The 23,489-nt window shown below is 66.5% G+C and carries 17 protein-coding genes and 1 tRNA gene; 8 read left to right on the top strand and 10 right to left on the bottom strand.

What is annotated here, in order from left to right; all coding sequences use genetic code 11:
* Window positions 1-331: 331 nt before the first annotated feature.
* Both E3N86_RS09300 and E3N86_RS09295 read right to left on the bottom strand, forming a co-directional pair.
* Window positions 332-1,261, bottom strand: a complete 930-nt coding sequence (locus E3N86_RS09300) for a type II secretion system F family protein (RefSeq protein WP_241986003.1) — start codon at window positions 1,259-1,261, stop codon at window positions 332-334.
* A gap of 107 nt (window positions 1,262-1,368) precedes the next feature.
* A complete protein-coding gene (locus tag E3N86_RS09295; protein WP_134511824.1) occupies window positions 1,369-2,562 on the bottom strand; it encodes a TadA family conjugal transfer-associated ATPase in 1,194 nt (397 codons plus the stop codon).
* A 436-nt stretch (window positions 2,563-2,998) separates the two neighbouring features.
* Here E3N86_RS09295 and acs point away from each other — a divergent pair, with 436 nt between their 5' ends.
* Window positions 2,999-4,954, top strand: coding sequence for an acetate--CoA ligase (gene acs, locus E3N86_RS09290; protein ID WP_104099397.1), 1,956 nt, complete (start codon window positions 2,999-3,001; stop codon window positions 4,952-4,954).
* Between the two features lie 87 nt (window positions 4,955-5,041).
* Here the strand turns inward: acs and E3N86_RS09285 are convergent, their stop codons facing one another.
* Both E3N86_RS09285 and E3N86_RS09280 read right to left on the bottom strand, forming a co-directional pair.
* Complete coding sequence (locus E3N86_RS09285) at window positions 5,042-5,512, bottom strand: RidA family protein (protein WP_104170783.1); 471 nt, start codon at window positions 5,510-5,512, stop codon at window positions 5,042-5,044.
* 3 nt (window positions 5,513-5,515) lie between these two features.
* A complete protein-coding gene (locus tag E3N86_RS09280; RefSeq protein WP_134342594.1) occupies window positions 5,516-5,680 on the bottom strand; it encodes a DUF4177 domain-containing protein in 165 nt (54 codons plus the stop codon).
* Window positions 5,681-5,730: 50 nt separating this feature from the next.
* Here E3N86_RS09280 and E3N86_RS09275 point away from each other — a divergent pair, with 50 nt between their 5' ends.
* From E3N86_RS09275 to E3N86_RS09255, 5 genes are all read left to right on the top strand, one after another.
* Window positions 5,731-8,313, top strand: coding sequence for a transglycosylase domain-containing protein (locus E3N86_RS09275; protein WP_134511823.1), 2,583 nt, complete (start codon window positions 5,731-5,733; stop codon window positions 8,311-8,313).
* Window positions 8,310-9,293, top strand: a complete 984-nt coding sequence (locus E3N86_RS09270) for a metallophosphoesterase (RefSeq protein WP_104099394.1) — start codon at window positions 8,310-8,312, stop codon at window positions 9,291-9,293. Before E3N86_RS09275 ends, E3N86_RS09270 begins: the two co-directional genes overlap by 4 nt.
* A gap of 80 nt (window positions 9,294-9,373) precedes the next feature.
* Window positions 9,374-9,447 (top strand) — tRNA-Pro (locus tag E3N86_RS09265).
* A gap of 112 nt (window positions 9,448-9,559) precedes the next feature.
* Window positions 9,560-11,029, top strand: coding sequence for a DHA2 family efflux MFS transporter permease subunit (locus E3N86_RS09260; protein WP_104099393.1), 1,470 nt, complete (start codon window positions 9,560-9,562; stop codon window positions 11,027-11,029).
* A gap of 221 nt (window positions 11,030-11,250) precedes the next feature.
* Window positions 11,251-11,736 carry a VanZ family protein gene (locus E3N86_RS09255; RefSeq protein WP_134511822.1) on the top strand — a complete coding sequence of 162 codons (486 nt, stop codon included), beginning with the start codon at window positions 11,251-11,253 and terminating at the stop codon, window positions 11,734-11,736.
* 511 nt (window positions 11,737-12,247) lie between these two features.
* Here the strand turns inward: E3N86_RS09255 and E3N86_RS09250 are convergent.
* The 6 genes from E3N86_RS09250 to E3N86_RS09225 all read right to left on the bottom strand — a co-directional run bounded on the left by E3N86_RS09250 (window position 12,248) and on the right by E3N86_RS09225 (window position 21,714).
* A complete protein-coding gene (locus E3N86_RS09250) occupies window positions 12,248-13,288 on the bottom strand; it encodes an LCP family protein (protein ID WP_166785067.1) in 1,041 nt (346 codons plus the stop codon).
* 360 nt (window positions 13,289-13,648) lie between these two features.
* On the bottom strand, window positions 13,649-14,422 hold the full coding sequence (locus E3N86_RS09245) for an HAD-IIB family hydrolase (RefSeq protein WP_134511820.1): 774 nt from the start codon (window positions 14,420-14,422) through the stop codon (window positions 13,649-13,651).
* A gap of 533 nt (window positions 14,423-14,955) precedes the next feature.
* Entirely contained in the window at window positions 14,956-17,250 is a 2,295-nt protein-coding gene (locus tag E3N86_RS09240; protein ID WP_134511819.1) for an ATP-binding domain-containing protein, read from the bottom strand.
* 201 nt (window positions 17,251-17,451) lie between these two features.
* On the bottom strand, window positions 17,452-19,302 hold the full coding sequence (locus tag E3N86_RS09235) for a DUF4012 domain-containing protein (RefSeq protein ID WP_134511818.1): 1,851 nt from the start codon (window positions 19,300-19,302) through the stop codon (window positions 17,452-17,454).
* 55 nt (window positions 19,303-19,357) lie between these two features.
* Complete coding sequence (locus E3N86_RS09230; RefSeq protein WP_134511817.1) at window positions 19,358-20,401, bottom strand: LCP family protein; 1,044 nt, start codon at window positions 20,399-20,401, stop codon at window positions 19,358-19,360.
* Complete coding sequence (locus E3N86_RS09225) at window positions 20,401-21,714, bottom strand: UDP-glucose/GDP-mannose dehydrogenase family protein (RefSeq protein ID WP_134511816.1); 1,314 nt, start codon at window positions 21,712-21,714, stop codon at window positions 20,401-20,403. The genes E3N86_RS09230 and E3N86_RS09225 overlap by 1 nt, the downstream gene beginning before the upstream one ends.
* Window positions 21,715-21,839: 125 nt before the next feature.
* Between E3N86_RS09225 and E3N86_RS16835 the strand changes: the two genes are divergently transcribed.
* Together E3N86_RS16835 and E3N86_RS09220 are read left to right on the top strand one after the other, a co-directional pair.
* Window positions 21,840-21,986 (top strand): hypothetical protein, encoded by a 147-nt coding sequence (locus tag E3N86_RS16835; RefSeq protein WP_166785066.1) that lies wholly within the window; start codon window positions 21,840-21,842, stop codon window positions 21,984-21,986.
* A 197-nt stretch (window positions 21,987-22,183) separates the two neighbouring features.
* Entirely contained in the window at window positions 22,184-23,335 is a 1,152-nt protein-coding gene (locus E3N86_RS09220) for an acyltransferase (RefSeq protein WP_134511815.1), read from the top strand.
* The last annotated feature ends 154 nt before the right edge of the window (window positions 23,336-23,489 follow it).

Raw genomic sequence — 23,489 nt, 5'->3', positions numbered from 1 at the left:
TGCCGCCTTGCGCAGAGAATCGTGGCCGAGGCCGGGGCCGGTGGTCGCTGCGTCGATCGTGCCGGTGGCGCGCTCGGCGATCAGGTTCCTGGTCAGGTTGGTGACCTCGTCGGTGGCCGGTTCAACGGTCGGTTGCAGGGCCTGACCCCTGGTCGGTTTGGCGGCCTGATCGGTGGTCGGTGTCAGGGCATAATCGGTGGTCGGTTCGATGGTGGGCATTCGTTCGTCTCCTTCTCGCGTCGGGCGACGCGGTGTGTGGGCGGCACGAGTGGTCTCAGACTGGCGCGGGCGAGGGCGGAACACCGACAGCCGCTCGCTTCGGTGCAGAACTTCAGAAAACGAGCACTGTGGACGAGAGGACGGTCATCAACAGCGGCAGAACTCCGATCAGCATGAATGCGGGCAGCACGCACACCCCGAGCGGGATCATGAGCGTGACCGCGAGGGTGGCGGCCCGGTGCTGGCCGTCGCTGCGGGCCTGCCGACGCAGCTGGTCGGCCTCGCTTCGCAACAGCTCCGCGGCGGGAACGCCGGCGCGCACCGACAGAGCGAGCACCCGGTCGATGCTGGCCGCCGAGTCCGCGCGGTGCAGGGCGAACCGCTCTGCCGCCGCGTCGACCAGGGTCCGGGCGCGGTCGACGGAGCCGCCGCCGGTCATGGCGATGGCGGTGAGGTCCAGTTCGAGCCCGGGGGTCGGGTCCCGTGCCCGGGCGGAGTGCACGAGCCGCCGGTTCCAGCGGTCCGCCGCCAGCATGAGGGCGCCGCCGCCGGCGAGGCAGGCCCAGCCGGGTGCGGTGAGGAATAGCGTCTGCAGCGTGTTGAAGCCCACAAGGCTGCCGAACAGCACACCGACGACCGGCAGGAACGCGACCATCCGTGCCGTGGCGCTCGGGCCGGCGAGCGCCACGGCGAGGTCGGCGTGCAACTGGCCGAGGTCCCGGAAGGATGACGCCAGTTGCCGCAGGCAGGAGGCCAGCGGCGCTCCGGCCTGGGTGGCCACCTGCCAGGCCGCGGCGAGGCCCAGCCAGGCGGCGCCGATCTGGCCGCCGAGTGCGCGGGCCTCGGCGGCCACGGCGTCGGCGATGTTGTCGCCGCGGCGCCCGGCGTCGGCCGCCGCCCGGATGATCTGTGCCCCCGAAGAGGGCGGTGTCGGCGACAGAGACTTTTCGCCGACGGGGTGCGAAGCGACGGGTTCGAGGTAGGCCCACGCGGATGCCGGGGAGACGCCGGCGGCGAGGAGAACCGCGATGCGTTGGGTCACCTGCGCCACCTCCTCGATGGCCGGGCTGGGCGGACCGTGCCGCCGTTTCACGCCGAGCCACGTGCCGAGTCTCCTGCCGACTCTCCTGCCGAGTCTCGTGCCGACTCTCATTCCGACTCTCCAGTCTCGGCGGCCGCGGCGGCCCGCCGCCCGTGTGTGCGGACCGGTCTGGGCGGGCCGGACTCCCCCGGGGCCCAGCGGTTCCCCGGGGCCGCGGCGATCACCAGCAGGCGATCCCGGGCGTCCAGCGCGAACCGGCCGAGCGGAGCGAGCCGACGGCGGCCCTCGCGGCGCTCGAGGTGCAGCACCAGCCCGATCGCGCTCACCGCCTGCCGCGCCACCGCTTCCGGACTTAGTCCGGCGAGAGCGCCGAGGGCCTCGAGTCGGGCCGGAACGTCGTGCAGGGAGTTCGCGTGCAGGGTACCGGCGCCGCCGTCGTGGCCGGTGTTGAGCGCGGCCAGCAGCTCCCGGATCTCGGCACCGCGGCATTCGCCGAGCACCAGCCGGTCGGGGCGCATCCGTAACGCCTCGCGCAGGAGACTCTCCAGGCCGATCCGGCCGGCACCCTCGAGGTTCGGCTGCCGTGCCTCGAGCGCCACGACATGCGGGTGGTTTATGCGCAGTTCGGCGACGTCCTCGATGGCCACGATGCGTTCCCCAGGCGGTGCCTCGCCCAGCAGCGCTGCGAGCAGGGTGGTCTTGCCGCTGCCGGCAGCTCCCGTGATGAGCAGGTTCTCGCGCCGGTGCACGGCCACGCGCAGCCGGTCGGCGACGGCGACGGATGCCTCCCCCACCCCGAACAGACCCGCGGCGGCGAGCGTGGCGAGGCTCAGCCGCTCGGCGCGAGGCAGCCGGATGGACAGCAGCGTGCCCGTGCTCGACGCCGGCGGCAGCACCGCATGCACCCGGATGCCGTCGGACAGCCGCACATCGACGCAGGGGCTGGCCTCGTCGATGTGGCGCCCGCCGAGGGCGATCAGGCGCACCGCCAATTCCCGCACAGCCGGTTCCGGGCAGCTCCACTGCGGGGCGTGCAGCAGTCCGTGGCCGGCATCCACCCACAGCCCGGCGGCGCCGTTGACGAACAGATCGGTGACCTCGCCGTCGGCGGCGAATTCGGCGAGCGGGCCGAGCACGAACACGTCGAGAGGCCGGATCGCCGGCAGCACACCGGGGCTGAGCACACCGGGGCTGAGCGCACCGGGCGGCCGGGCATCCGTGCGGCGGTCGGGAGCACCGTTGGGAGGGCGGGCAGGCACGGACCTGCCATACGACGGGACGGCGACGAACGGCTCGGGCATGCCCCGACGTTAGATCGGCGGTGGGAGCGCATCCGGCCCCTGCGCCGGATCGAGGAGAACCCGGGCCGACCGCCGGCTGGGGAGGACCGGGACGCGCCACCGCGAAAAACCAAAGGTTAAAAAGGGGGGCGGCACCTATTGGGGGGAACAGGTGCCGCCTCGGCAGTGCGCTGATTGGGGGGGAACCAGACACACCGCAGGTCAAAACTTTCGTTCAGACAAAGACAAATGTACAAGGGGAATTACAGATGCGCAAGTCCCCCGTGTCCTCATAAATGAGGACACAGAACCCGGGTGCCTGATGAGACCACAATTGGGGGTGGGAACTCGCCGCAATTCCGCGCAACCTGGGCGACACATGTCGCCGTGTAGGGTTCAGGAGGGGCTGGTTAACGCGCCCGATACACGCAGCGCATCGCAAAGGAGCGACATACGTATGAGCGTCAAGATCGATAACCTTCTCCATGAATCCCGCAGATTCCCGCCGACACCGGAATTTGCCGCACAATCCATCGCGAAGCCGCAGATCTATCAGGACGCCACGGACGACCGATTGAAATTCTGGGCTGATCAAGCCCGCGAGCTTCTGCACTGGCATAAGCCGTTCACAAAAACCCTGGACTGGACCAATCCACCGTTCGCCAAATGGTTCGAAGACGGCGAATTGAACGTGGCCTGGAACTGCCTCGACCGGCACGTGCTGGCCGGCAACGGCGACCGGGTCGCGCTGCACTTCGAGGGTGAGCCGGGAGACTCCCGCGACATCACATATGCCGAGCTCACTGCCGAAGTGAAGCGTGCTGCGAATGTGCTGACAAAACTCGGCGTGAATGCCGGGGACCGCGTCGCGATCTACCTGCCGATGATCCCGGAGGCCGTCATCTCGATGCTCGCCGTGGCCCGCATCGGCGCCGTGCACTCGGTCATCTTCGGCGGTTTCAGCGCCGAAAGCCTCCGTTCGCGCATCGATGACGCCAGCGCCGTGCTCGTGATCACCGCCGACGGCGGTTACCGCAAGGGCAAGGCGTCCGCTCTCAAGCCGGCCGTCGACGCGGCTCTGGAGGGCGGCGAGACCACCGTGCGCAACGTGCTCGTGGTCAAGCGCACCGACGGCTTCGTGGAGTGGTTCGACCGCGACCTGTGGTGGCACGACGAGCTCGCCTCGGTCGCGGGAGAGCATGAGGCGCTGGGCTTCCCGGCCGAGAACCCGCTGTTCATCCTCTACACGTCCGGCACCACCGGCAAGCCCAAGGGCATCCTGCACACCACCGGTGGCTACCTCACGCAGGTGGCGTTCACCCACAAGAACGTGTTCGACCTGCACCCCGAGACGGATGTCTACTGGTGCACCGCCGACGTCGGCTGGATCACCGGCCACAGCTACGTGGTCTACGGCCCGCTCGCCAACGGCGCCACCCAGGTGCTCTTCGAGGGCACCCCGGACACCCCGCACCCCGGCCGGTGGTGGGAAATCGTTGAGAAGTACAAGGTGAGCATCCTGTACACGGCGCCCACGGCCATCCGTACCTTCATGAAGCTGGGTCGCCAGATCCCGCAGGGCTTCGACCTGACCAGCCTGCGCCTGCTCGGTTCGGTGGGCGAGCCCATCAACCCGGAGGCGTGGATGTGGTATCGCGAGGTCATCGGCGGCAATGTCGCGCCGGTGGTCGACACCTGGTGGCAGACCGAGACCGGCGCGATCATGATTTCCGCCCTGCCCGGCGTGACGACGACCAAGCCCGGCTCGGCGCAGAGCCCGATCCCCGGTGTCGTGATCGATGTGCTCGACGACGAGGGAAACCACGTGGGCCGAGACAACGGTGGCCTGCTCGTGGTGACCGAACCGTGGCCGTCGATGCTGCGCGGCATCTGGGGTGACCCGGAGCGCTTCAAGGAGACGTACTGGGAGAAGTTTGGATCGGAGAACCCGCGCTACTTCGCCGGTGATGGCGCCCGCCTCGACCGTGACGGTGAGATCTGGCTGCTCGGCCGGGTCGACGACGTGATGAACGTGTCGGGGCACCGTCTGTCCACTGCCGAGATCGAGTCGTCGCTGGTGGCGCACCCGATGACCGCCGAGGCGGCCGTGGTCGGCGCGCATGACGACACGACCGGCCAGGCGGTGGTGGCGTTCGTCATCATCAAGTACAGCCACCTGGAGGAGTCCTCGCACGCGGACATCCAGGCCGTGCTGCGGGCGCACGTGTCCCAGCAAATCGGTGCCATCGCGAGGCCCCGCCAGATCTTCATCGTGAGCGAGCTGCCGAAGACGCGCTCGGGCAAGATCATCCGGCGTCTGCTGCAGGATGTCGCGGAGGGCCGCGAGGTCGGCGACACCACCACCCTCGCTGACACCTCGGTGATGACGGCGATCATGTCCACCCTGAAGTAACCAGCGTCTAACCAATTCGTTCGGGCACGCACCCGAGTAGACACACGAAAGCGGGCAGGCCCAGTGGGCCTGCCCGCTTTCTGGGGCTCAGGCGAAGGAGACGATGAGCTCCAGCTCGACCGGGGAATCCAGCGGCAGCACAGCGACGCCGACGGCCGAGCGGGCATGCACGCCCCGGTCGCCGAAGATCTCGCCGAGCACCTGGGAGGCACCGTTGACGACACCGGGCTGGCCGGTGAACGACGGGTCGGATGCGACGAAGCCGGTGACCTTGACGACCTGCGTCACTCGGTCCAGCGATCCGATCGCGGCCTGGATGGCGGCAAGCCCGTTGAGCGCGCACTGCCGGGCGTAGTCCTGGGCGTCGGCGGCCGGCACGAGTCCGTGGCCGTCGCCGACCTTGCCGGTGGCCGGCAGCGCCCCCGAGATCATCGGCAGCTGACCGCTGGTGAACACCAGCGAGCCGGAGACCACGGCCGGCACATAGGTGGCCACGGGCGGCACGACGCTCGGCAGCTCGATGCCGAGCTCGGCCAGTCGGGCAGCGATCTGCGCCACGCCTCAGGCTCCTTCGGTGGCGACGGGGCGCTTGAGGTAGGCGACAAGCCCACCCTCGGGTCCGGGAACGACCTGCACGAGCTCCCAGCCCTCCGAGCCCCAGTTGTTCAAAATGGCAGCTGTGTTGTGAATCATCAGCGGCGTCGTAAGGTACTCCCAGGCAGGCATAAGGCTCCGATTCAGGCGGTTATTCAGATTTGTCACTTAGTCTCAATAGTATGTCTGCCAAAAATCGTACGGTCAGTGGAGCGCTCGGCGGGTTCCTCGGTTTCGTCGGGATGAGCGCCGTGGCCGGCGTCCTCGTCGCCGCCGCTGTCACCCCCGCTCTGGCCCTCTCCGGCATGACAGCCACGAACACGATCAACATGTTCGAGAGCCTTCCCGACTACCTCGCGATCGACCAGCTGGCGCAGAAGAGCAACATCTACGCGACCAACGCCGACGGCAGCCCCCTGCTTCTGGCCTCGTTCTACGATCAGAACCGGGTGGAAGTCGAGTGGGACGCGATCAGCCCGTTCGTGAAGGATGCCGTGATCGCGGGCGAGGACCCCCGCTTCTATGAGCATGGCGGCATCGACCTCGAGGGCACCGTCAAGGGCGTCGTGAGCACCGTGGCCACCGGCACCGCGCGCGGCGGATCCTCGATCACCCAGCAGTACGTGAAAAACGTGCAGGTGCAGAAGTGCGAGGCTCTGGCCGACGAAAAGAAGCGCATGAGCTGCTACGACACGGCCACGGAGACCACCCCCGACCGCAAGCTCAAGGAGATGCGCCTCGCCATCGGCGTGGAGAAGCAGTACGCGAAAGACGACATCCTTCGCCAGTACCTGAACATCGCCGGTTTCGGCGGCACGGTCTACGGCATTGAATCGGCCGCCAACTACTACTACAACACCACCGCCGCGGGCCTGTCACTGGCGCAGGCGGCGAGCCTGGTGGCGATCGTGAACAACCCGGTCAAGTTCCAGCTCGACAACCCGGACAGCGAAACCAACGGCGTCGCCAACGGGTATGCCGCCAACAAGGAACGCCGCGACTACATCCTGGGCGAGATGCTCAAGTACCAGAAGATCACCCAGGAAGATCACGACGCCGCCCTGGCCACCGTGATCGAGCCCACCATCACGGAACCCAGCACCGGGTGTGCGACAGCCGGCGGCAGCGCCTACTTCTGCGACCTGGTCGTCAACACCCTGCGGAACGACCCCTCCTTCGGTGAAGACGAAGTCACCCGCATGGCCAACTTCCGTCGTGGCGGCTACGAGATCTACACCACGCTCGACCTCGACCTGCAGAACGCCGCCGAGACCACCATGAAGAAGCACGTGCCGAAGCAGTACGGGGACTGGGACGTGGGCGGTGTGATCACCAGCGTCGAGGTGGGCACCGGCCGAGTGTTGGCCATGACCCAGAACAAGGATTACAGCCAGGACCCGGCCGTGACCGAGAACAACAACGACTACACGGGCATCAACTACAACACCAACTCCAACGAGGGCGGCTCGCTCGGGTTCCAGCCCGGCTCGACCTACAAGGTCTTCACCCTCGCCGAGTGGCTGACCCAGGGGCACACGCTCAACGAGCGCGTCGACTCCCGCCGCAAGAGCGACTGGGGCGTGTTCAAGAACAGCTGTGAAGGCAACCAGAGCTATGTCTTCAACCCCAAGAACGACGCGAACGAGCCCGGCACCAACTACAGCGCGCTGCAGTCGACGATCGACTCCATCAACACCGGCTTCATCGGCATGGCGAAGAAGCTGGACCAGTGCGGCATCGCCACGATGGCCAACTCCTTCGGAGTGGGCCGCGCCGACCTGAAGCCTCTCGAACAAGGTCCCTCGGCCGTGCTCGGCACGAACGAGGTCGCGCCGCTCAGCATGGCCATCGCCTTCGCCGGCATCGCCAACAACGGCGTCAGCTGCAGCCCGATCGTGATCGACCGGATCGTCGGCGGCGACGGCGTCGACATGACCCCGCCGCAGACCAAGTGCACCCAGGCGGTCACCCCTGAGGTCGACGCCGGCATGACGTATGCCATGCAAAAGGTGATGACCGAAGGCTCGGGACGCGCGTCGAATTCCGCGACCTCCCCGAAGGTGCCGATGATCGGCAAGACCGGAACCACCGACGGCAACAAGGACACCTGGATGAGCGGCGCGAGCACCAAGGTCGCCACGGTGATCGGCGTCGTCAGCGTCACCGGCGACATCAACCAGCGTCTCGTGGACGACTGGGAGGGCGGCACGGCTGCCACCGCCCGTCACCGCATGTGGCCGGAGGTGATGAGCGTCGCGAACGCGAAGTACGGCGGAGACGCCTTCGCCGAGGCATCCAACAAGGTGCTGCAGGCCGTTCAGATTCCGGTCCCCGACCTGCGCGGCAAGTCGATGAGCGAAGCCGCCTCCACCCTGACCTCGGCCGGCTTCGACGTGGTCGACGGCGGTGTGACCGACTCCGAGATGCCCGCCGGCACCGTGGCCCGCACCGACCCGGCCGGCGGCAGCAGCGCCAGCCGCGGCTCGACCGTGACCGTCTACTCCAGCAACGGCGCGCTCAAGATCGTGCCCGATGTCGTGGGCAAGACCGAGGCCGAAGCTACCTCCACCCTGGCGGGCTTCGGCATCGTCAAGCAGGAGCAGGACGTCACCGACCCGAAGCAGGTCGGCACGGTGCTCTCCATGACACCGACCGCCGGCTCCGGCGCCGCGGCGGGCAGCGCCGTCACGATCGTGGTCGGCAAGCTCGCCGCCGGCGCGAAACCCGACGCGAAACCCGACGCGAACGGCGGGGGCAACGGATGACGCGCGCCAACTCCGCAGGCACCTCCCTGGCCGTCAGCGCCGGGGTGGTAGCCGCGGCCGGAGTCGTCGCGTTCGCCTGGGGCTCTCTCGTGGAGCGCCGCATGTTCACCCTCCGCGAGGTTCTCGTTCCGGTGCTCGCGCCGGGATCCGCCCCGATCAAGGTGCTGCACCTCTCCGACCTGCACATGGCACCGTGGCAGCGGGATAAACAGGACTGGGTGCGCGGCTTGGCCGACCTCGCGCCGGACCTGATCGTGAACACGGGCGACAACCTCGGTCACGCCGACGGCATTTCCGGGATCGAGTATGCCCTCGAACCGTTCCGCGGCATTCCGGGCATCTTCGTCAACGGGTCGAACGACTACTACGGGCCGCAGTTGAAGAACCCGATGCGGTACTTTCGTGCCCCGTCGACGCTTCGCTCGGCGTTTCACGAGAAGCTCGACATCGCCCACCTGCACCGGGTGTTCGGCGACCTCGGCTGGATCGACCTCGACAACGCGGCGGCCGCGCTCGACATCAACGGCACCCACCTGGAGCTGTTCGGGGTGGATGACCCGCACATCGGGCTCGACCGCCTCGACCTGATCACCCGGGCGATCGACGACCTGCGCGCGAACGACCCGTTGTCGGAGGAGCACTGGCCCGACCCCGAGGAGGCGACCCCGCCGCGGTCGACGCTCACGGTGGGCGTCGCCCACGCACCCTACCAGCGGGTGCTCAACTCGTTCGTCAACCATGGTGCCCAGCTGATCCTGGCCGGGCACACGCACGGCGGGCAGGTGTGCGTTCCCCGGTACGGCGCCCTCGTCACCAACTGCGACATCCCACGCAAGCAGGTCAAGGGCCTCAGCCTCTGGGACTCCGGACTGCACACCTCGTACCTGAACGTGTCCGCGGGGCTCGGCACGTCGATCTACGCGCCGGTGCGGTTCGCCTGCGCGCCGGAGGCGACCCTGCTCACGCTGACGGCGGCGTAGCGGGGGTATCGGCAGGCTCGGCACCGGATGGTCGTGGTACGGCATCCGGGGGGTTATACTTGTTAGGGCTTACGGGCCATCGGGGTATGGCGCAGCTTGGTAGCGCGCGTCGTTCGGGACGACGAGGTCGCAGGTTCAAATCCTGTTACCCCGACAGATATGCAAAACCCTCACTCTTCGGAGTGGGGGTTTTTGTAGTTGGTGTTTGGTAGTTGGTGTTTGGTGCGACCGGGCCGGCGCGGCCAGAAGCGCGAGAGGATCATGTCATGACCGATTCCAGCCCGGGTCTCCCCGCACCTGTCGCTATCCCACGGCATGCCTGGCAGGCCCTGATCGTGCTGCTGGCCGGCATGTTCATGGCGCTGCTCGACACCACGATCGTGAATGTGGCGCTTCCGACCATCCGTACCAGCCTGGATGCCTCGGAGGCCACCCTCTCCTGGATCATCTCCGGCTACGCGCTCGCCTTCGGGATCGCGCTGATCCCGGCCGGGCGGCTCGGCGACCGCATCGGCCACAAGTGGGTCTTCTTCACCGGTCTGCTGCTGTTCACCCTGGCCAGCCTCGCCTGCGGGCTCGCGCAGAACGATCTGCAGCTGATCATCGCCCGGGTCGTGCAGGGGCTTGCCGGCGGCATGTTCGTGCCGGCCGTGACCGCTGTGATCCAGCTTCTGTTCCCGCCCATCACCCGCGGCAAGGCGTTCGCGATCATGGGCACGGTGATCGGCGTATCCACGGCGCTCGGCCCGATCATCGGCGGCCTGATCATCGAGGCCTTCGGCGACGAGAACGGATGGCGCCTGGTCTTCTGGGTCAACCTGCCGATCGGCATCGTCGCCCTCGTCGCGGCGGCGATCCTGTTGCCGGCCGGCTCCGAACGTGCCCCGGGCACCCCGAGCGGCGGCATCGACTGGGTGGGCCTGCTGCTGATCTCCGGCGGGCTCGTGGCGCTGCTCGTTCCCCTGATCGAGGGCGAGGACCAGGGCTGGCCGCTCTGGACCTACCTGACCCTGGCGGCGGGGGCGCTGTTGATTGTGGCATTCGGCTTCTGGGAGGTGGCGTACACCCGGTGGGGCAAGAGCCCGCTGGTGCCGCCGCGGCTGTTCCGGCACCCGGCGTTCACCGGCGGCATCGTGCTCGCGCTGGTCTACTTCGCCGCGTTCACCAGCATCTTCTTCACCATTTCGATCCTCTGGCAGGCCGGCCTCGGGCACACCGCCCTCGAGTCGGGGCTGGTATCGATCCCGTTCGCGATCGGAACCATCATCGGCGCCTCGCAGAGCAACCGGCTGGCGCAGCGGCTCGGCCGCACCGTGCTGATCATCGGCGTGTCCCTGGTCACCATCGGCCTGGTCTGGGTCTGGCTCGCCCTGCTCCTGATCGGCCCGGCGATCACCAACTGGGAGCTGCTGCCGCCGCTGCTGATCGCGGGTCTCGGCAGCGGATTCTTCATCGCGCCGAACGCCCAGTTCATCGTGGCGACCGTGGACCGCTCCGAGGCCGGTGCGGCCAGCGGCGTGGTCGGCGTGATGCAGCGGGTCGGCAGCGCCGTGGGCATCGCCGTGATCGGCAGCGTCTTCTTCGGCACGCTGGTCGTGGCCGGCCCCGGTGCGGAGGCCGTCGCCGCCGGCTTCACAGACAGCGCCACCGCGGCGATGGGCGTGAGCGCCGCGTTCAGCGTGCTGGCACTGCTGCTCGTCTTCGTGCTGCCGAAGCGGGTGTCGGCCGGGCGGTAGGGGCGGGGTTCCCGTCGTGAGGGTGCCCGTTCCGATCGAGAGCCCCCGCTTTACCGGTCACTCTCGACCGGAATAGAAGTGGTCGGCGGTGGGCATCCTTCGGCTCAGAGCGTATTTGCGGGCCCCCGCGCACGGATGCGTCTACGGTAAATAGATCGACAGTGTTGCGGTCAGGTCCCGGCGCCGTCGGTTGCCGACCGTGACGTACCGGGAGGCGAGACATGACCGACGCGAGTCGCACTCCCCCGCCGAGACCGCCGGGCCCTGCCGCGGCGGGCGGAGCCGTGCCCACCCGGCTGCGCCGGTGGGCGCCCTGGCTCATGCTCGCCTATCTGGTCGCGCTGGCCTTCATCGCGTTCTGGCCGGTGCCGGTCGACCGGGCGGCATACGATTCACTCCTGGCCCTTATCGATTGGCTGCAGGAACACGGCGCGCCCGGCTGGGTGCGCTACGGCCTGGTCGAGTTCATCGCCAACATCGCCCTGTTCGTGCCGGTCGGCCTGTTCGTCGTGCTCGTGGCCGGCGCACGACGGTGGTGGCTGGCCGTGCTGGTCGGGTTCGCGGCGAGCTGCACCATCGAACTCGGGCAGCTGATCTTCCTGCCGGACCGGTTCGCCACCCTCGCCGATGTGGTCGCGAACACGGTCGGGACTGCGGTCGGAACGGTGCTCGGGTTGGTTCTGTTGCGCGGCGGCCGCGGGCTCTGACGGGGACTGCAGGTCGGGTGCGGGTGTGCGCCGGGGTGCCCGTCGGCACGTGCACTTGCCTTTTCTGTGGCTAACTCAGGAGATCCGGGATGGGCCTCGGTGTCCGTTTCGCAATTCCGGGGGTGCAAGCCGCAGCCGGCCCGGTTTTCCTGAGTTAGCCCCCTCCGGCGTGCATAACTCCTGCTGATTCTGACGGATGTGCCCGACCCGGCCTGGCATGGCCCTCCGGCCGCGAACTGCAGAAGTTACGCCAGCTGAGGCACCGGGCACCGGCCTCACCGGTGGCTAACTCAGGAGACCAGGGCTGGATGCCCGGCACAGCCCCCGGAAACCCGCGGCAATGGATGATCTCGGCCGGGTTTCTCCTGAGTTAGCCGCAGCTGTCAGCCCGACCCAAGTGGGGCGCGACGGGCAGGGGCAGGCTTACTGGGAGTAAGAGGATGTCGCGCAGACGCAGGGCGGTCGGTTCGGAGGGGTCCAGCGCGAGTGCGCGCCGCAGAGCCGCGCGCGGCTACCCGATCGTCTGCAGCTCCGGCTGGTAGGCGCTCAAGGTGTCGGTCTGGAAGCCATCGCGCACGGCATCGAGACCCTCCCAGTCCACGTTCACGATCGACTGGCCGTCGCCCGATGTTCCCGTTCCGTCGGTCGGCATCGTGAAGAACGTGACCTGCGGCTGGCGCAGTTCGCGCAGCTCCCAGGCCAGCGACGTCAGGTAGGCGGAGTTGAAGCCGTCGTCCACGGCAAGGTAGGGCGTGACCGTCTCCAACAAACCCGACGTCTTCACCGGATCGGCAAGCACGGACTTGCGCATCGCCGCCGTCAGCAAACTGCTGATGATGATCTGCTGATTGCGCACCCGCTGAAAGTCGCCATCCTGGAACGCATACCGCTCCCGCGCGAAGGCGATGGCCTCCGTGCCGGTCAAGTGCAGGCTACCCGGCTCGAAGCGGTGACCCTTGAGGTGGGATGAGTCGAAACCGATCGGGTTGTTGATATCGACGCCGCCGAGGGCATCCGTCACCTGTTTAAACCCGAAGAAGTCGACCACGGCCACGTGATCGATGCGGGTGCCGAGAAGGTTTTCCACGGTTTGCACTGCCAGCGGCACCCCTCCCCAGGAGAGCGCGGCGTTGATCTTCGCCTGCCCGTGCCCAGGCACCTCGACCCAGCTGTCGCGCAGGATCGACATGACGAAGAGGTTCTTGCGATCGGCCGGCACGTGCACCACCATCATGGTGTCCGAACGCTCGCCACGGATGTCGGAGAGGTTTTTCCCGGTGGCGCCGCGGGTGTCCGATCCGAGTAGGAGGATGTTCTGCGCCTGCCCGTCGGGAACCGCATCCACCGCTGCAGATGGGTCGGCGGGGGCTGCATCCGGTCCGGCGGCGGCCGGATCGGCTGCACCCGGTGCGGACTGGCCGGCCGGCGGACGAGAAGCCTCGTCGGGGAAGGCGTTCGAGATCTTCTCGGTGCCACTGTCGAAAGCGCGGGTCAGGCTGAACGCATAGATGCCGCCCGCGGCGATGGTGACCAGCACAACCGTGACGAGCACGCCCAAGGTGATGCGCCAGGGATGACGTTTCCGCGGCGCTTGGCGAGCCCCGCCGGGACTCGGCTCGGGGGGTTTGTGGCGCGACAAGTTCGTTGTTTCGTTCGGCATTCGGATTGCCTCCTGAGACCGCTCAAGAGAACGGTGTCGTCAACATAGCCCGGGCTTTCCCCCATGGATATGGGCCGTTTAGGAAACGAATGCCCGATAAGAATGCGAATGCCGGGACAGAATGATTCGTGGCGCGTGTTGCGAAGGCACTACCGCACCCCTGGTGTGAGGCCGAGCTCCGCCATCAGCAAGCGCAGTGCAGGGCGGAGAAATGCCGCCTGGGACTCGCGGGGATCGACCGAGCGGAAGATGTCAGACGGAGGCGGCCTCAAGCTGCGGGATCAGCGTCTCAAGGAACGCGGCGGTGTCTTCCCAGCCCTGCACGGCGACGCACTCCACGCCGAGAACCTTGACCGGGTAGTCGTTGCCGTTCTCGTCGAGGCGGTCGCCCACGAACAGCATGTCGTCGAGCGGCACGCCGGTGAGGGCTGCGAGCTTGTTCATGCCATACGCCTTGTCGATGCCGCGCCGGGTGATGTCCACAGACGTGGACCCGCCGGAGCGCACCTCGAGTTCGGGAAGCAGCGCCTGCACGGCTTCGCGCAGGGTGTTCTTCTTCACGCCGGTGGGGTCCCACGCGGTTTTCGCGGCGACCGGGGCGGCCTGGCCGAGGGCGGAGAAGGTGATCTGCGAGCCGCGGTCCTCGAGGATCGGGCCCCAGGTGTCGTTCTCCCAGTAGCCCAGCGAACGCGCGGATATTTCGACGGCGTTGAGGGCATCCGTCTTCTCGGCGTCGGTCAGGTACTCGGCGTAGACCTGGTTCCAGGCACCGTCGGCGTGCCGGTAGTACTGCGTGCCGCAGGTGGGCATCAGGTGCAGGCGCGAGAGGATGTCTTCACTCACGGTGTCGAGGTTGTCGATCAACTGCATGTGGAACTGGGCGATCTGCCCGCCGGAGATGACGCATACGTCGACGACCCCGAGCAGGTTGACCATGAGTTCGGCCATGCGCGGGTCGAGCGGCGACTTGGAAGCGGCCAGCGTGTCATCGAGATCGAAGGCAACCAGGCGGGGAAGTGTCGTCATGTGAAGTGTGGATCCTTTGCAGTTACTCGGGGCCGTAGTCGTGGCCCGGAGCTTGACGTCACCCATGCGCGACGCCCTAAAAAGTGTACAGCGGGCCCTGCTTGTCGAGCCGGGGCGGGTTTCGGGGCTGGTTTCGGGGCGGGCGCGGGGCGGGCGCGGGGCTGGTTTCGGGGCGGGTGCGGGGCTGGTTTCGGGGCTGGGTTTCGGGGCTGGGTTTCGGGGCGGGTGCGGGCAGGGTGCGGGGCTGCGTGTGGGGAGACGGGTGCCGCGGCGGCGGGAGCCGTCGGGGCTCGCGCGGGAGCGTCCGTCGTGACGTCAACTCGGAGAATTTCGGGACACGCCCTATGTGCTCGGGTGGGGTGACCCCGTCCGAAAAGACCGGGTCACCCCAGCCACGGGGAACGGCGTGTCGCGATAAAGTCCTCAGTTACCGCAGGGGCACGGATGCCGCGGCGCGGGTTCAGAGAATGGCTCGCCGGGTTTCGACAAGCGAAACCACCGACAAGCACCACCACCGACAAGCGAAACCACCGCTACAGCCCCGCGGGCAACTCCCCCGTCGCCACGAGATACAGCCGCTGCGTCGGCCGCGTCATGGCCACGTACAGCGCCCCGGCCCCACGCGAAGACGCCGCCACGATCCCCGCCGGGTCCACCACGATCACGGCGTCGAACTCCAGCCCCTTCGAATCCTGCGGGGTGAGCACCGCCACATCCTTGAGCAGCCCCGCAGCCCCGACACCGACACTGACGCCCAAGGAACCGAACGCAGCAGCCAGTGAAGCAACAACTCCAGCCAGAAAGTGCTCCAGCACGATCACGGCAACCGTGCCACCCAACCCCAGCGAGCGTTCCCGCCTAACGGCCGAAACAACATCCGTGAAAGTCTCAATCGGCCACTCGCTCGCCCGCACCGACCTGGCTGGGGTGATCGGCAGATCGTGCGCGAGCGCCATCGACTCGGCAGCCGAAGCGATTTGGCTCGGCGTGCGGTAGTTCACAGTGAGCTCCTCGAGCCGCCACCGCGAGGCCTCGAGCGAGGAGCCGAGCAGGGGCTCGAGGGCGTCGCGCCAGTTCGACGCGGCCGCGGCCGACGCCGCCTGGGCGATGTCGCCCACGATCGTGAACGACCGCAGCGGGCCGCGCCGCAGAACCAGCCGCCACTGCATCGGCGACAGCTCCTGTGCTTCGTCGACGACCACGTGCCCGTAGGTCCAAGTGCGGTCCAGGGCGGCGCGCTCGGCCGTGGTGGCCCGGTCGCCGAGCTCGGCGAAGTTGTCGGCGAGCGCCTTGGCGTTCACGAGCCCCTTCACCTCCATGTTCGAGATCGCCAGCTCGGCGTTCTCCACGTCGCGCTTGCGCTGCTCCTTCTGCTCGCGCCGCTGGGCTGCGTCGACCACGTTGTACTCGCCCAGGTGCTCGGCCGCCTCGTCGAGCAGCGGCACGTCCGAGATGGTGAACTCGGCATCGCGCGGCCGGTGCAGCAGCGCGCGCTGCGCGGGCGTCCAGGTGGGGGTGAGCTGCGCCAGCCATTGCGGGCGGGCGTAGAGGTCTTGCACGAGCTTCTCGGGGGTGAGCGGCAGCCAGGCCGTGTTCAGCGCCACCCGCACGTCGTCGGCCAGGCGCAGGTCTTCGCGCAGCATGGGCAGATCGGTGTCATCCATCGACCGGCCCTGGTCCTTCAACTGCGCGAGCCACTCCCGGGAGAGCGCGGCGAGCGCGTTCTTCACGAACGTGACCCGGGCCTCGTTGTGCGGCTTGCCGCCGGCCCGCGCCCGGTGAATCGCGGTCTCGATCAGTTGCGGCTTGAGCGTGAGCCGGTCACCGTTCACGACCAGCACCTGCGCCGACGCCGGCACCCGCTGCCGCGACCGCACGGCACGCTGAACGAGCCGGGCCATCGAGGTCTGGCCCTTGATCGCGGTGACGGCCGGGGCATCCTCTCGGGTGGCCTCGATGCCCGGGTAGAGCTGGCCCACGGATGCGAGCACCACCCCGGTCTCCCCCAGCGACGGCAGCACCGCCTCGATGTAGTGCAGGAAGGACTCCGACGGCCCCACGATGAGCACACCCGAGTTCTTCAGCCGATCCCGATGCGTATATAAGAGGTATGCCGCGCGGTGCAGGGCCACGGCCGTCTTGCCGGTGCCGGGGCCGCCCTGCACGACGAGCACGCCCTTCAGGTCTGAACGGATGATGCGGTCCTGCTCCGCCTGAATCGTCGACACGATATCGCTCATGTGCCCGGTGCGCTGGGCGGTGAGCGCGGCCAGCAGTGCGCCCTCCCCCTGGTGCTGGGTTGCCGAATCGCCCTCGAGCAGTGCGGCATCGAGGATCTCGTCCTCGATCCGCACGATGTCCCGCCCCTTCGACAGCAGATGCCGGCGGGCGCGGGCGCCGAGCGGCGTCGCCGCGGTGGCCTGGTAGAACGCGCTGGCCTGCGGCACCCGCCAGTCGAGCAGGATGGGCTGCAGGTTTTCGTCGCGCAGCCCCAGCCGGCCGATGTAGCGGTAGACGGAGGCATCCGTCGAGTCGGAAGAAGAGGAAGAGGAAGAGTCGGAAGCAGAATCAGAGTCAGAGGAGTCGGCGGCCACTTCGAGCCGCCCGAACGCCAACCGGTCGTCGACCTCGCGCAGCTGCACGATCCGGTCCTCATAGAGGCGCGCGAACGTGTCACGCTCGGAGCGCGACTGGTGGTTGCCGCCCACGTCGAGCCGCCGCACGGCCACGAGCTGCTGCTCGGCCTCCCGCTGCAGCGCGTCGAGGCGCGCATACAGGTTCGCTACATACTGCTGTTCCCGCTGAAGCTCCTGGTCGACCACGCGCACACCCCTTGAAATCCGAGCCTCAAGCTTACTCGGCTCGAAACACTGACCTGACCGAGAAACAAACAGCCCGCAGGCCTGACCGGTGTGGAGAACACCACCGGCAGTTCATTGGACCATACGACCAGGACTGTGGGTGTCGGGATGCCTTCCCCACACCCGCAAAAAATCCTCCGCGCCTTCCCCGGCGGAATGTAGCCCCGGCTACTCCTTCGCGACGGTCACGCAGTCGAGGGGCAAATCCGAGATGATCGTGGGGTTCACCATTGGGGTGACCTGCGCCTCGAGCGCCTTCCCGGTACCAGCTGCGACCACGTCAACGCTCAGCTTCGACGTGGCCCCGGGCTCCATGCTCACGATCAACTTCGCCACTGGGTAGTCGGTGTCATGGAAGGCCTCGAGCTGCACGGCAGCTCCGTCAACCGTGGCACCCACGATCTGCGAACCGGGCGGGGCGTAGACCATGACGAGCATGCGCTGCACTCCCGGATCGAGCTTCTCTCGGACGAACGTGCCTAGAATGGATGGACTGATCGATGTGGCCGCATCGGCTGGTATCGCATTCGTGAGGTCTACGCCGATGCGATAGGACGCCTTCCCATCTGCCCGGCACGCGGCCTGCCCGAGGTTGACAGCCTGGTTGAGGTAGAAGTTCATCTTCGAGCCGACGTTTTCCTGGAAGTAGATCCCGACTCGATCCGTCGTCGGGTCGCTCTTCGGCAGGGCGCCGTTTACCCCGAGAGACTCGAAGATAGATTCTTCTTCTTCCTTGGAACTCCACATCAGCACCCGGTGCTCGCTCGCGGCCTGGGTGAGGGCCGACAGCACAACCTTGGGGTCGAGATCGCCGCTCATGAGCTGATCGAAGGTTTTCACGACGATTTCCGCATACACGGCGTCCTGTGCTGAATTGTCAGCCCCGATATCATCTGACCTGTAGCGCATGTACACCCCGTTCAGGAGAAGAGGCACAAGAGTGTCGCTTGTCAGGACATCGCCTGTCGACAAGGGAATCGGAGCGGTCCCGCGAAGAAGATATCCCAGCGCCACGGGGTCAATGGCAATCACACCGTCCACTTCTGTGCCGAACTGTCGTTTCCACATCTCCTGCGCCGTCTCTGCTGCACTCTCGAAGCTGGGCCTCACTGTGAGGTTCGACATGGCCCGGCCGAATTCCGAACCGTAGAGCGCTTCAACACCATCCGGCATAGGAATCACGGATTCCTGGTAGTAGGCGAAGTTCCCAAATCCCGCCGGCACGGCGTCTCCCAGCGTGACGCGACCCTTGTCAATCGTCAGCAAAGCGAACGAGAGCGAGGTGCCTCCGAGTGCACGCGCTTCAGCGTTGTTCTGGAACACGAGGACATAGCTGCGTGGGGCATTCCCACCAAGCGCGTCCGGAAGAGCATCCACCACCTGGCGAGCCGACACCAGCGTCGGCGTGATGCTGTTTAGGAGGCCGTGGAATTCGTCCACAGCGGCGGTGACCTGCCCAATGGTCGAGCTCGTGTCGAGCCCACTGACACGCTCGCTCGCTGCGGAGAACACCTTACTCGCCTGGTTGAGAGCCTTTCCGGCCGCAACAATCGGTTCAAGATCAATGGCACCTTGGGCGGGCTTCAGCGCCGCAGGATTCAGCGTCGCTGCGGTCTCAGCCAAGGGGACGGCCGCGCCGTTGATCACGTCGTCGGCGACATCGGCGAGGTTTCGCACCACCTTAAGATTCGCCCCCACGACCGGAACGAACTCCGCGGCACGCCACACCGGATCGCCGGTCAGATCTCGGGCGCGGGCGGTGTGTTTTGCCATGCTCTTCACCGAAGCAGAGACCGCTGCTGAGTCTCCTGCAAGCACCTGCGTTTTGATCGTGGAGGCCAGCGGCATTGCTGCTTCCAGTTCGGCCTTCGCCTTCAACCCCCGGATGCCCACCCAAGCACCGGCGACGATGACAACGCCAACGACGATCGCCGCCCAGAACCACCAACGACGATAGATCCGGCCCTTGCGGCGATTCGCAGATCTCCGAGCGCCTGAGCGGTTGCTTGATTCAGTCACTAAGGTATTGAATCAGGTCGAGGCGCTGCCAGAGAACCACGGGAGCCGTGGCCGGTCAACCGATCGTCTGAACTTCGGACTGGTAAGCATCGAGGGTGTCCGTCTGAAACCCCTGCTGCACTTCCTTTAACTTGTCTTGGTCAATGACGACGATCGACTGGCCGTCGGGCGAGGTACCGGTGCCTGTCGTCGGCAGGGTGAAGAACGTGACGTCGCTCACGCGCACGTCGCGCAGCTCAACGGCCAGACCGGCCACGTAGGCCGAGTTCAGCCCCTCGTCAACGGCGAGGTAGGGAGCAATCGCCCCGACCAGATCGCTGATCCTGGCGGGGTTGGTGAGGGTTTCCGCCGTCAGCGACTTGCCCAGCAAGGCCTTGATGAAGGCCTGCTGGTTGCGGGCCCGCTGAAAGTCGCCGTCCGCGAAGGCGTACCGTTCCCGCACGAAGGCCAGCGCCTCCGTGCCGTTCAAGCGTTGGGTTCCCTCGGCGAAGTAGCGCCCCGGCAGCGAGGCCGAGTCGAAGCCGACCGGATTGTCGATGTCGACGCCGCCCAGGGCATCCGTGATGCCCTTGAACCCGGTGAAGTCGACGATGGCCACATGGTCGATGCGCGCACCGAGAAGACCCTCGATGGTCTGCACGGCCAGGGGAACCCCGCCGTAGGACATGGCGGCGTTGATCTTGGCCTCGCCCTCACCCGGAATGTCGACCCAGCTGTCACGCATGATCGACATGACATAGATGTTCTTGCGGTTCGCCGGCACGTGCACCACCATGATGGTGTCCGAGCGCTGGCCGGTAAGGTCGGTGATGGAACCGTCGTTCGCTCCCCGGGTGTCAGAGCCCAGCAGAAGGATGTTCTGCCCAGTTGCCCCGTCACCGGTTGCCGCATCACCGGTTGGCGCCGGCGGCCGTGACGCCTCGTCGGGGAACACGTCGGGGATCTTCACGGTCTGGCTATCGAAGGTGTTGCTAAGAGTCCAGGCGTAGACGCCCGCAACCCCGCCAACCAGCAGAACGACGGCGGCGATGGCGATGAGCGCGATCCGCCACCCTCGGCGTTTCGGCTTTGTCACCGAAGCGTGAGAAAGGTCGGTCATCAGGGCCGCCCGAGCCCCAGGTAGGTCCAGCCCGCAGCACGCCAAGCAGCAGCGTCAAGAGTATTTCGACCGTCAATTATTATGGGCACACGAACCAGAGTAGCCGCCCAAACCGGGTCAATCTGCTTGAACTCGGCCCACTCGGTCACCAGCACTACGGCATCTGCTCCGCGCAGGGTCTCCTCGATGCTGGTCGCATAGGTGAGCTGCGGGTGCCGCAGGCGCGAGTTCTCGATTCCCTGCGGGTCGGTCGCCATCACGTCGGCGCCGAGGCCCCGCAACTGCACGGCCACATCGAGGGCCGGCGAGTCCCGCACGTCGTCGGAGTGCGGCTTGAAGCTGAGCCCGAGCACGGCCACCTTGGCCGTGTAGACGGGCTTATCGAGGGCCTGCAGGGTCATGGCAACGACCCGCTGACGCTGCCGCAAGTTAATTGCGTCAACCTCCTTCAGGAAGGCGACCGAGTCACCGCGGCCGAGTTCCTCCGCCCGGGCGGTGAAAGCACGGATATCCTTGGGTAGGCAGCCGCCGCCAAACCCAACGCCGGCGTTGAGGAATTTACGGCCGATGCGGTTGTCGAACCCAATGGCGTCGGCCAGCTCGGTGATGTTCGCCCCGGAGACGTCGGCGATCTCACTCATAGCGTTGATGAAGCTGATCTTGGTGGCCAGGAACGCGTTCGCGGCGACTTTGACGAGCTCGGCGGTCGCGTAGTCGGTCACGATCAACGGCGTCTCAGCGGCCATCGCCGACGCGTAGACTTCGTTCAGCAGCGCTGTGGCGTGCTCGCCGGCCGCGCCGACCGGCACCCCGTAGACGAGACGGTCGGGTCTGATGGTGTCTGTCACGGCGAAGCCCTCGCGCAGAAACTCGGGGTTCCAGGCCAGGGTGGCCCCGCTGCCGGATGCCTCGATCACCCCGGCAAGGCGGCCGGCGGTTCCGACCGGAACCGTGCTCTTGCCCACAACCAGGTCGCCGGCGGCAAGGTGAGGCAGCAGCGACTGCACAGCCGCATCGACGTAGCTGAGGTCGGCGGCATGGCTGCCGGCCTTCTGCGGGGTGCCGACGCCGATGAAATGCACTTGCGCGCCGGCGGCGTCGGCAATGTCGGTGCTGAAGCGTAGCCGACCCGACGCCATGGCCGAGGTGAGAATCTCGGGCAGGCCCGGCTCGAAGAACGGCGGTGTGCCCGCAGCCAGCTGGTCGATCTTTCGAGCATCGATATCGATGCCCACCACGTCGTGGCCCAACTCGGCCATCGCCGAAGCGTGCACGGCCCCCAAATAGCCACATCCGATCACGGACAGTTTCATATCGTTTTCTCCACGCCTGAAGCCTAGCCGCGCGCATAATTGCAGCGCACCGCAGCACCCCCACCCCCTCTTTTGGGGGTGCCAAGCCGGAATTCGGCCTTCACCGCAGGAATAGAGTCGACATCGTGAACAAAATCCGGCCCGAGCAGATGGGCCACAAGGCCCTCTTGCGCCGCGGCCGCAGCACCAAGGGCCTGCAGTACGCCTTGCTGGCCGTGGCCGCGATTACCGCCGGCGGCATCGGCTACGCGGCCCTCTCCATCGGCCTGTAGCACCCGCCCTGGCGGCGCCCCTACTGCGCAGCCACGCTTAGGCATTCTCGGCTAGACGCGGTGACACTTCCGCAACTCGACCGTTGGATCGAGGCTGGGACTCGGGCGCGACACCTTGCTCGGGTGGGGTAGAACACACAGTAGAGTCGAAGCGATCGACCTGCGTCGTGCAATCGACGACGACACATCGGAGCGAAATGACCCACCAAAGTTATCGATTGGTGTCGCTCGATGGGGTCCGTGGCGTCGCGGCAGTCGTGGTCCTGCTTCACCATGCTGCGCTCATTGTGCCGTCCCTCGCGAGTGTCTACCACCCCGGCGCGCCCTCGACCGGACTGGCTGGCATCCTGGCCTATACACCTCTTCACCTGGCTTGGGCAGGAGGGGAAGCGGTTTTCTTGTTCTTTATCCTTTCCGGTCTAGTTCTGGCTCTTCCGGCCACAAGGAGAGAGATCGAATGGGCGCGGTACTACCCGAGCCGGCTCATTCGTCTTTATCTCCCAGTAATAGCAGCGATCGCATTCACGGTTTTGACAATTGTCATTGTTAGTCGCGACGGTCAGTCGGCAAGCCAGTGGCTCGAAGTACATCCAAAGTCATACACCGCGGTCGGCATTATCGCGGACGCCACCCTACTGGATGGAGTATCAGGCACGGTGACGCCCCTCTGGTCGCTTAAATGGGAAGTCCTGTTCAGTATTCTGCTGCCTGTTTACGTGGCCGTCGCCAAGAGGATCAATCCAGCGCTCGTCATGGCCGGGTCGCTCGTGCTTCTTGCGCTCGGTTCGACTGTTCAAAGCGGCGTACTTATGTACCTGCCAATGTTTGCCATAGGGGTTGCGCTTGCCCACGGGTGGTCACGCATTTCGAGGTGGGCCGAGGCGGTCAACGGCTCAAGAATTGGCTGGATGGCGTGGGGTGGAATGTTGATCGTGAGCGCGACACTTGCCCTATCGACTTGGATGTTGAACCCCCTTCGCCTAGGCATTGGGGCGCTCACGCTTCCGCTCATAGTCGTCGGCGTCGTTGGGTTGATTTTGGTTGCGGCGTTCTCGCCACTGGCTCAATGGATACTTTCAAGTCGACCATTTGTCTGGCTCGGAACCCTCTCATTTAGTCTTTATTTGACGCACGAACCAATCGTGGTGGCGTTCGGATATTTGCTCCCAACACACCCGAAGCTGGCCGCCCTCTTCGCCGTCTGTTGTGCGTTCCCGCTCGCGTGGTTATTTCACAAGTTGGTCGAGAAACCCAGCCATCGCTTGGCGCAGCAAATTGCGGGTCGAGAAGCGCCAGTGTTAAGGAGAGACCCTCGCAACGAGACTCTGGCCAGGCAGCCCAAACCGTAGCCCCGTAAAGACGCTTCGTGATGGGTTGACGGCGCTCACAAAACAAGGTGATTGTCGGCAACGGCCGCGACCGGCTCGGACGCGGTGGCTAAGCCCAATACCGTTCAATCGAGTAGTTTGATGGCGCAGCGAGTCAGCCCTGCTGCGGCGCAGC

The sequence above is a fragment of the Cryobacterium sp. Hz7 genome (assembly GCF_004402815.1).
Taxonomy (GTDB): Bacteria; Actinomycetota; Actinomycetes; order Actinomycetales; family Microbacteriaceae; genus Cryobacterium; species Cryobacterium sandaracinum.
The sequence above is the reverse complement of the archived record's forward strand: the minus strand, read 5'-3'. Positions and strand labels throughout refer to the sequence as shown.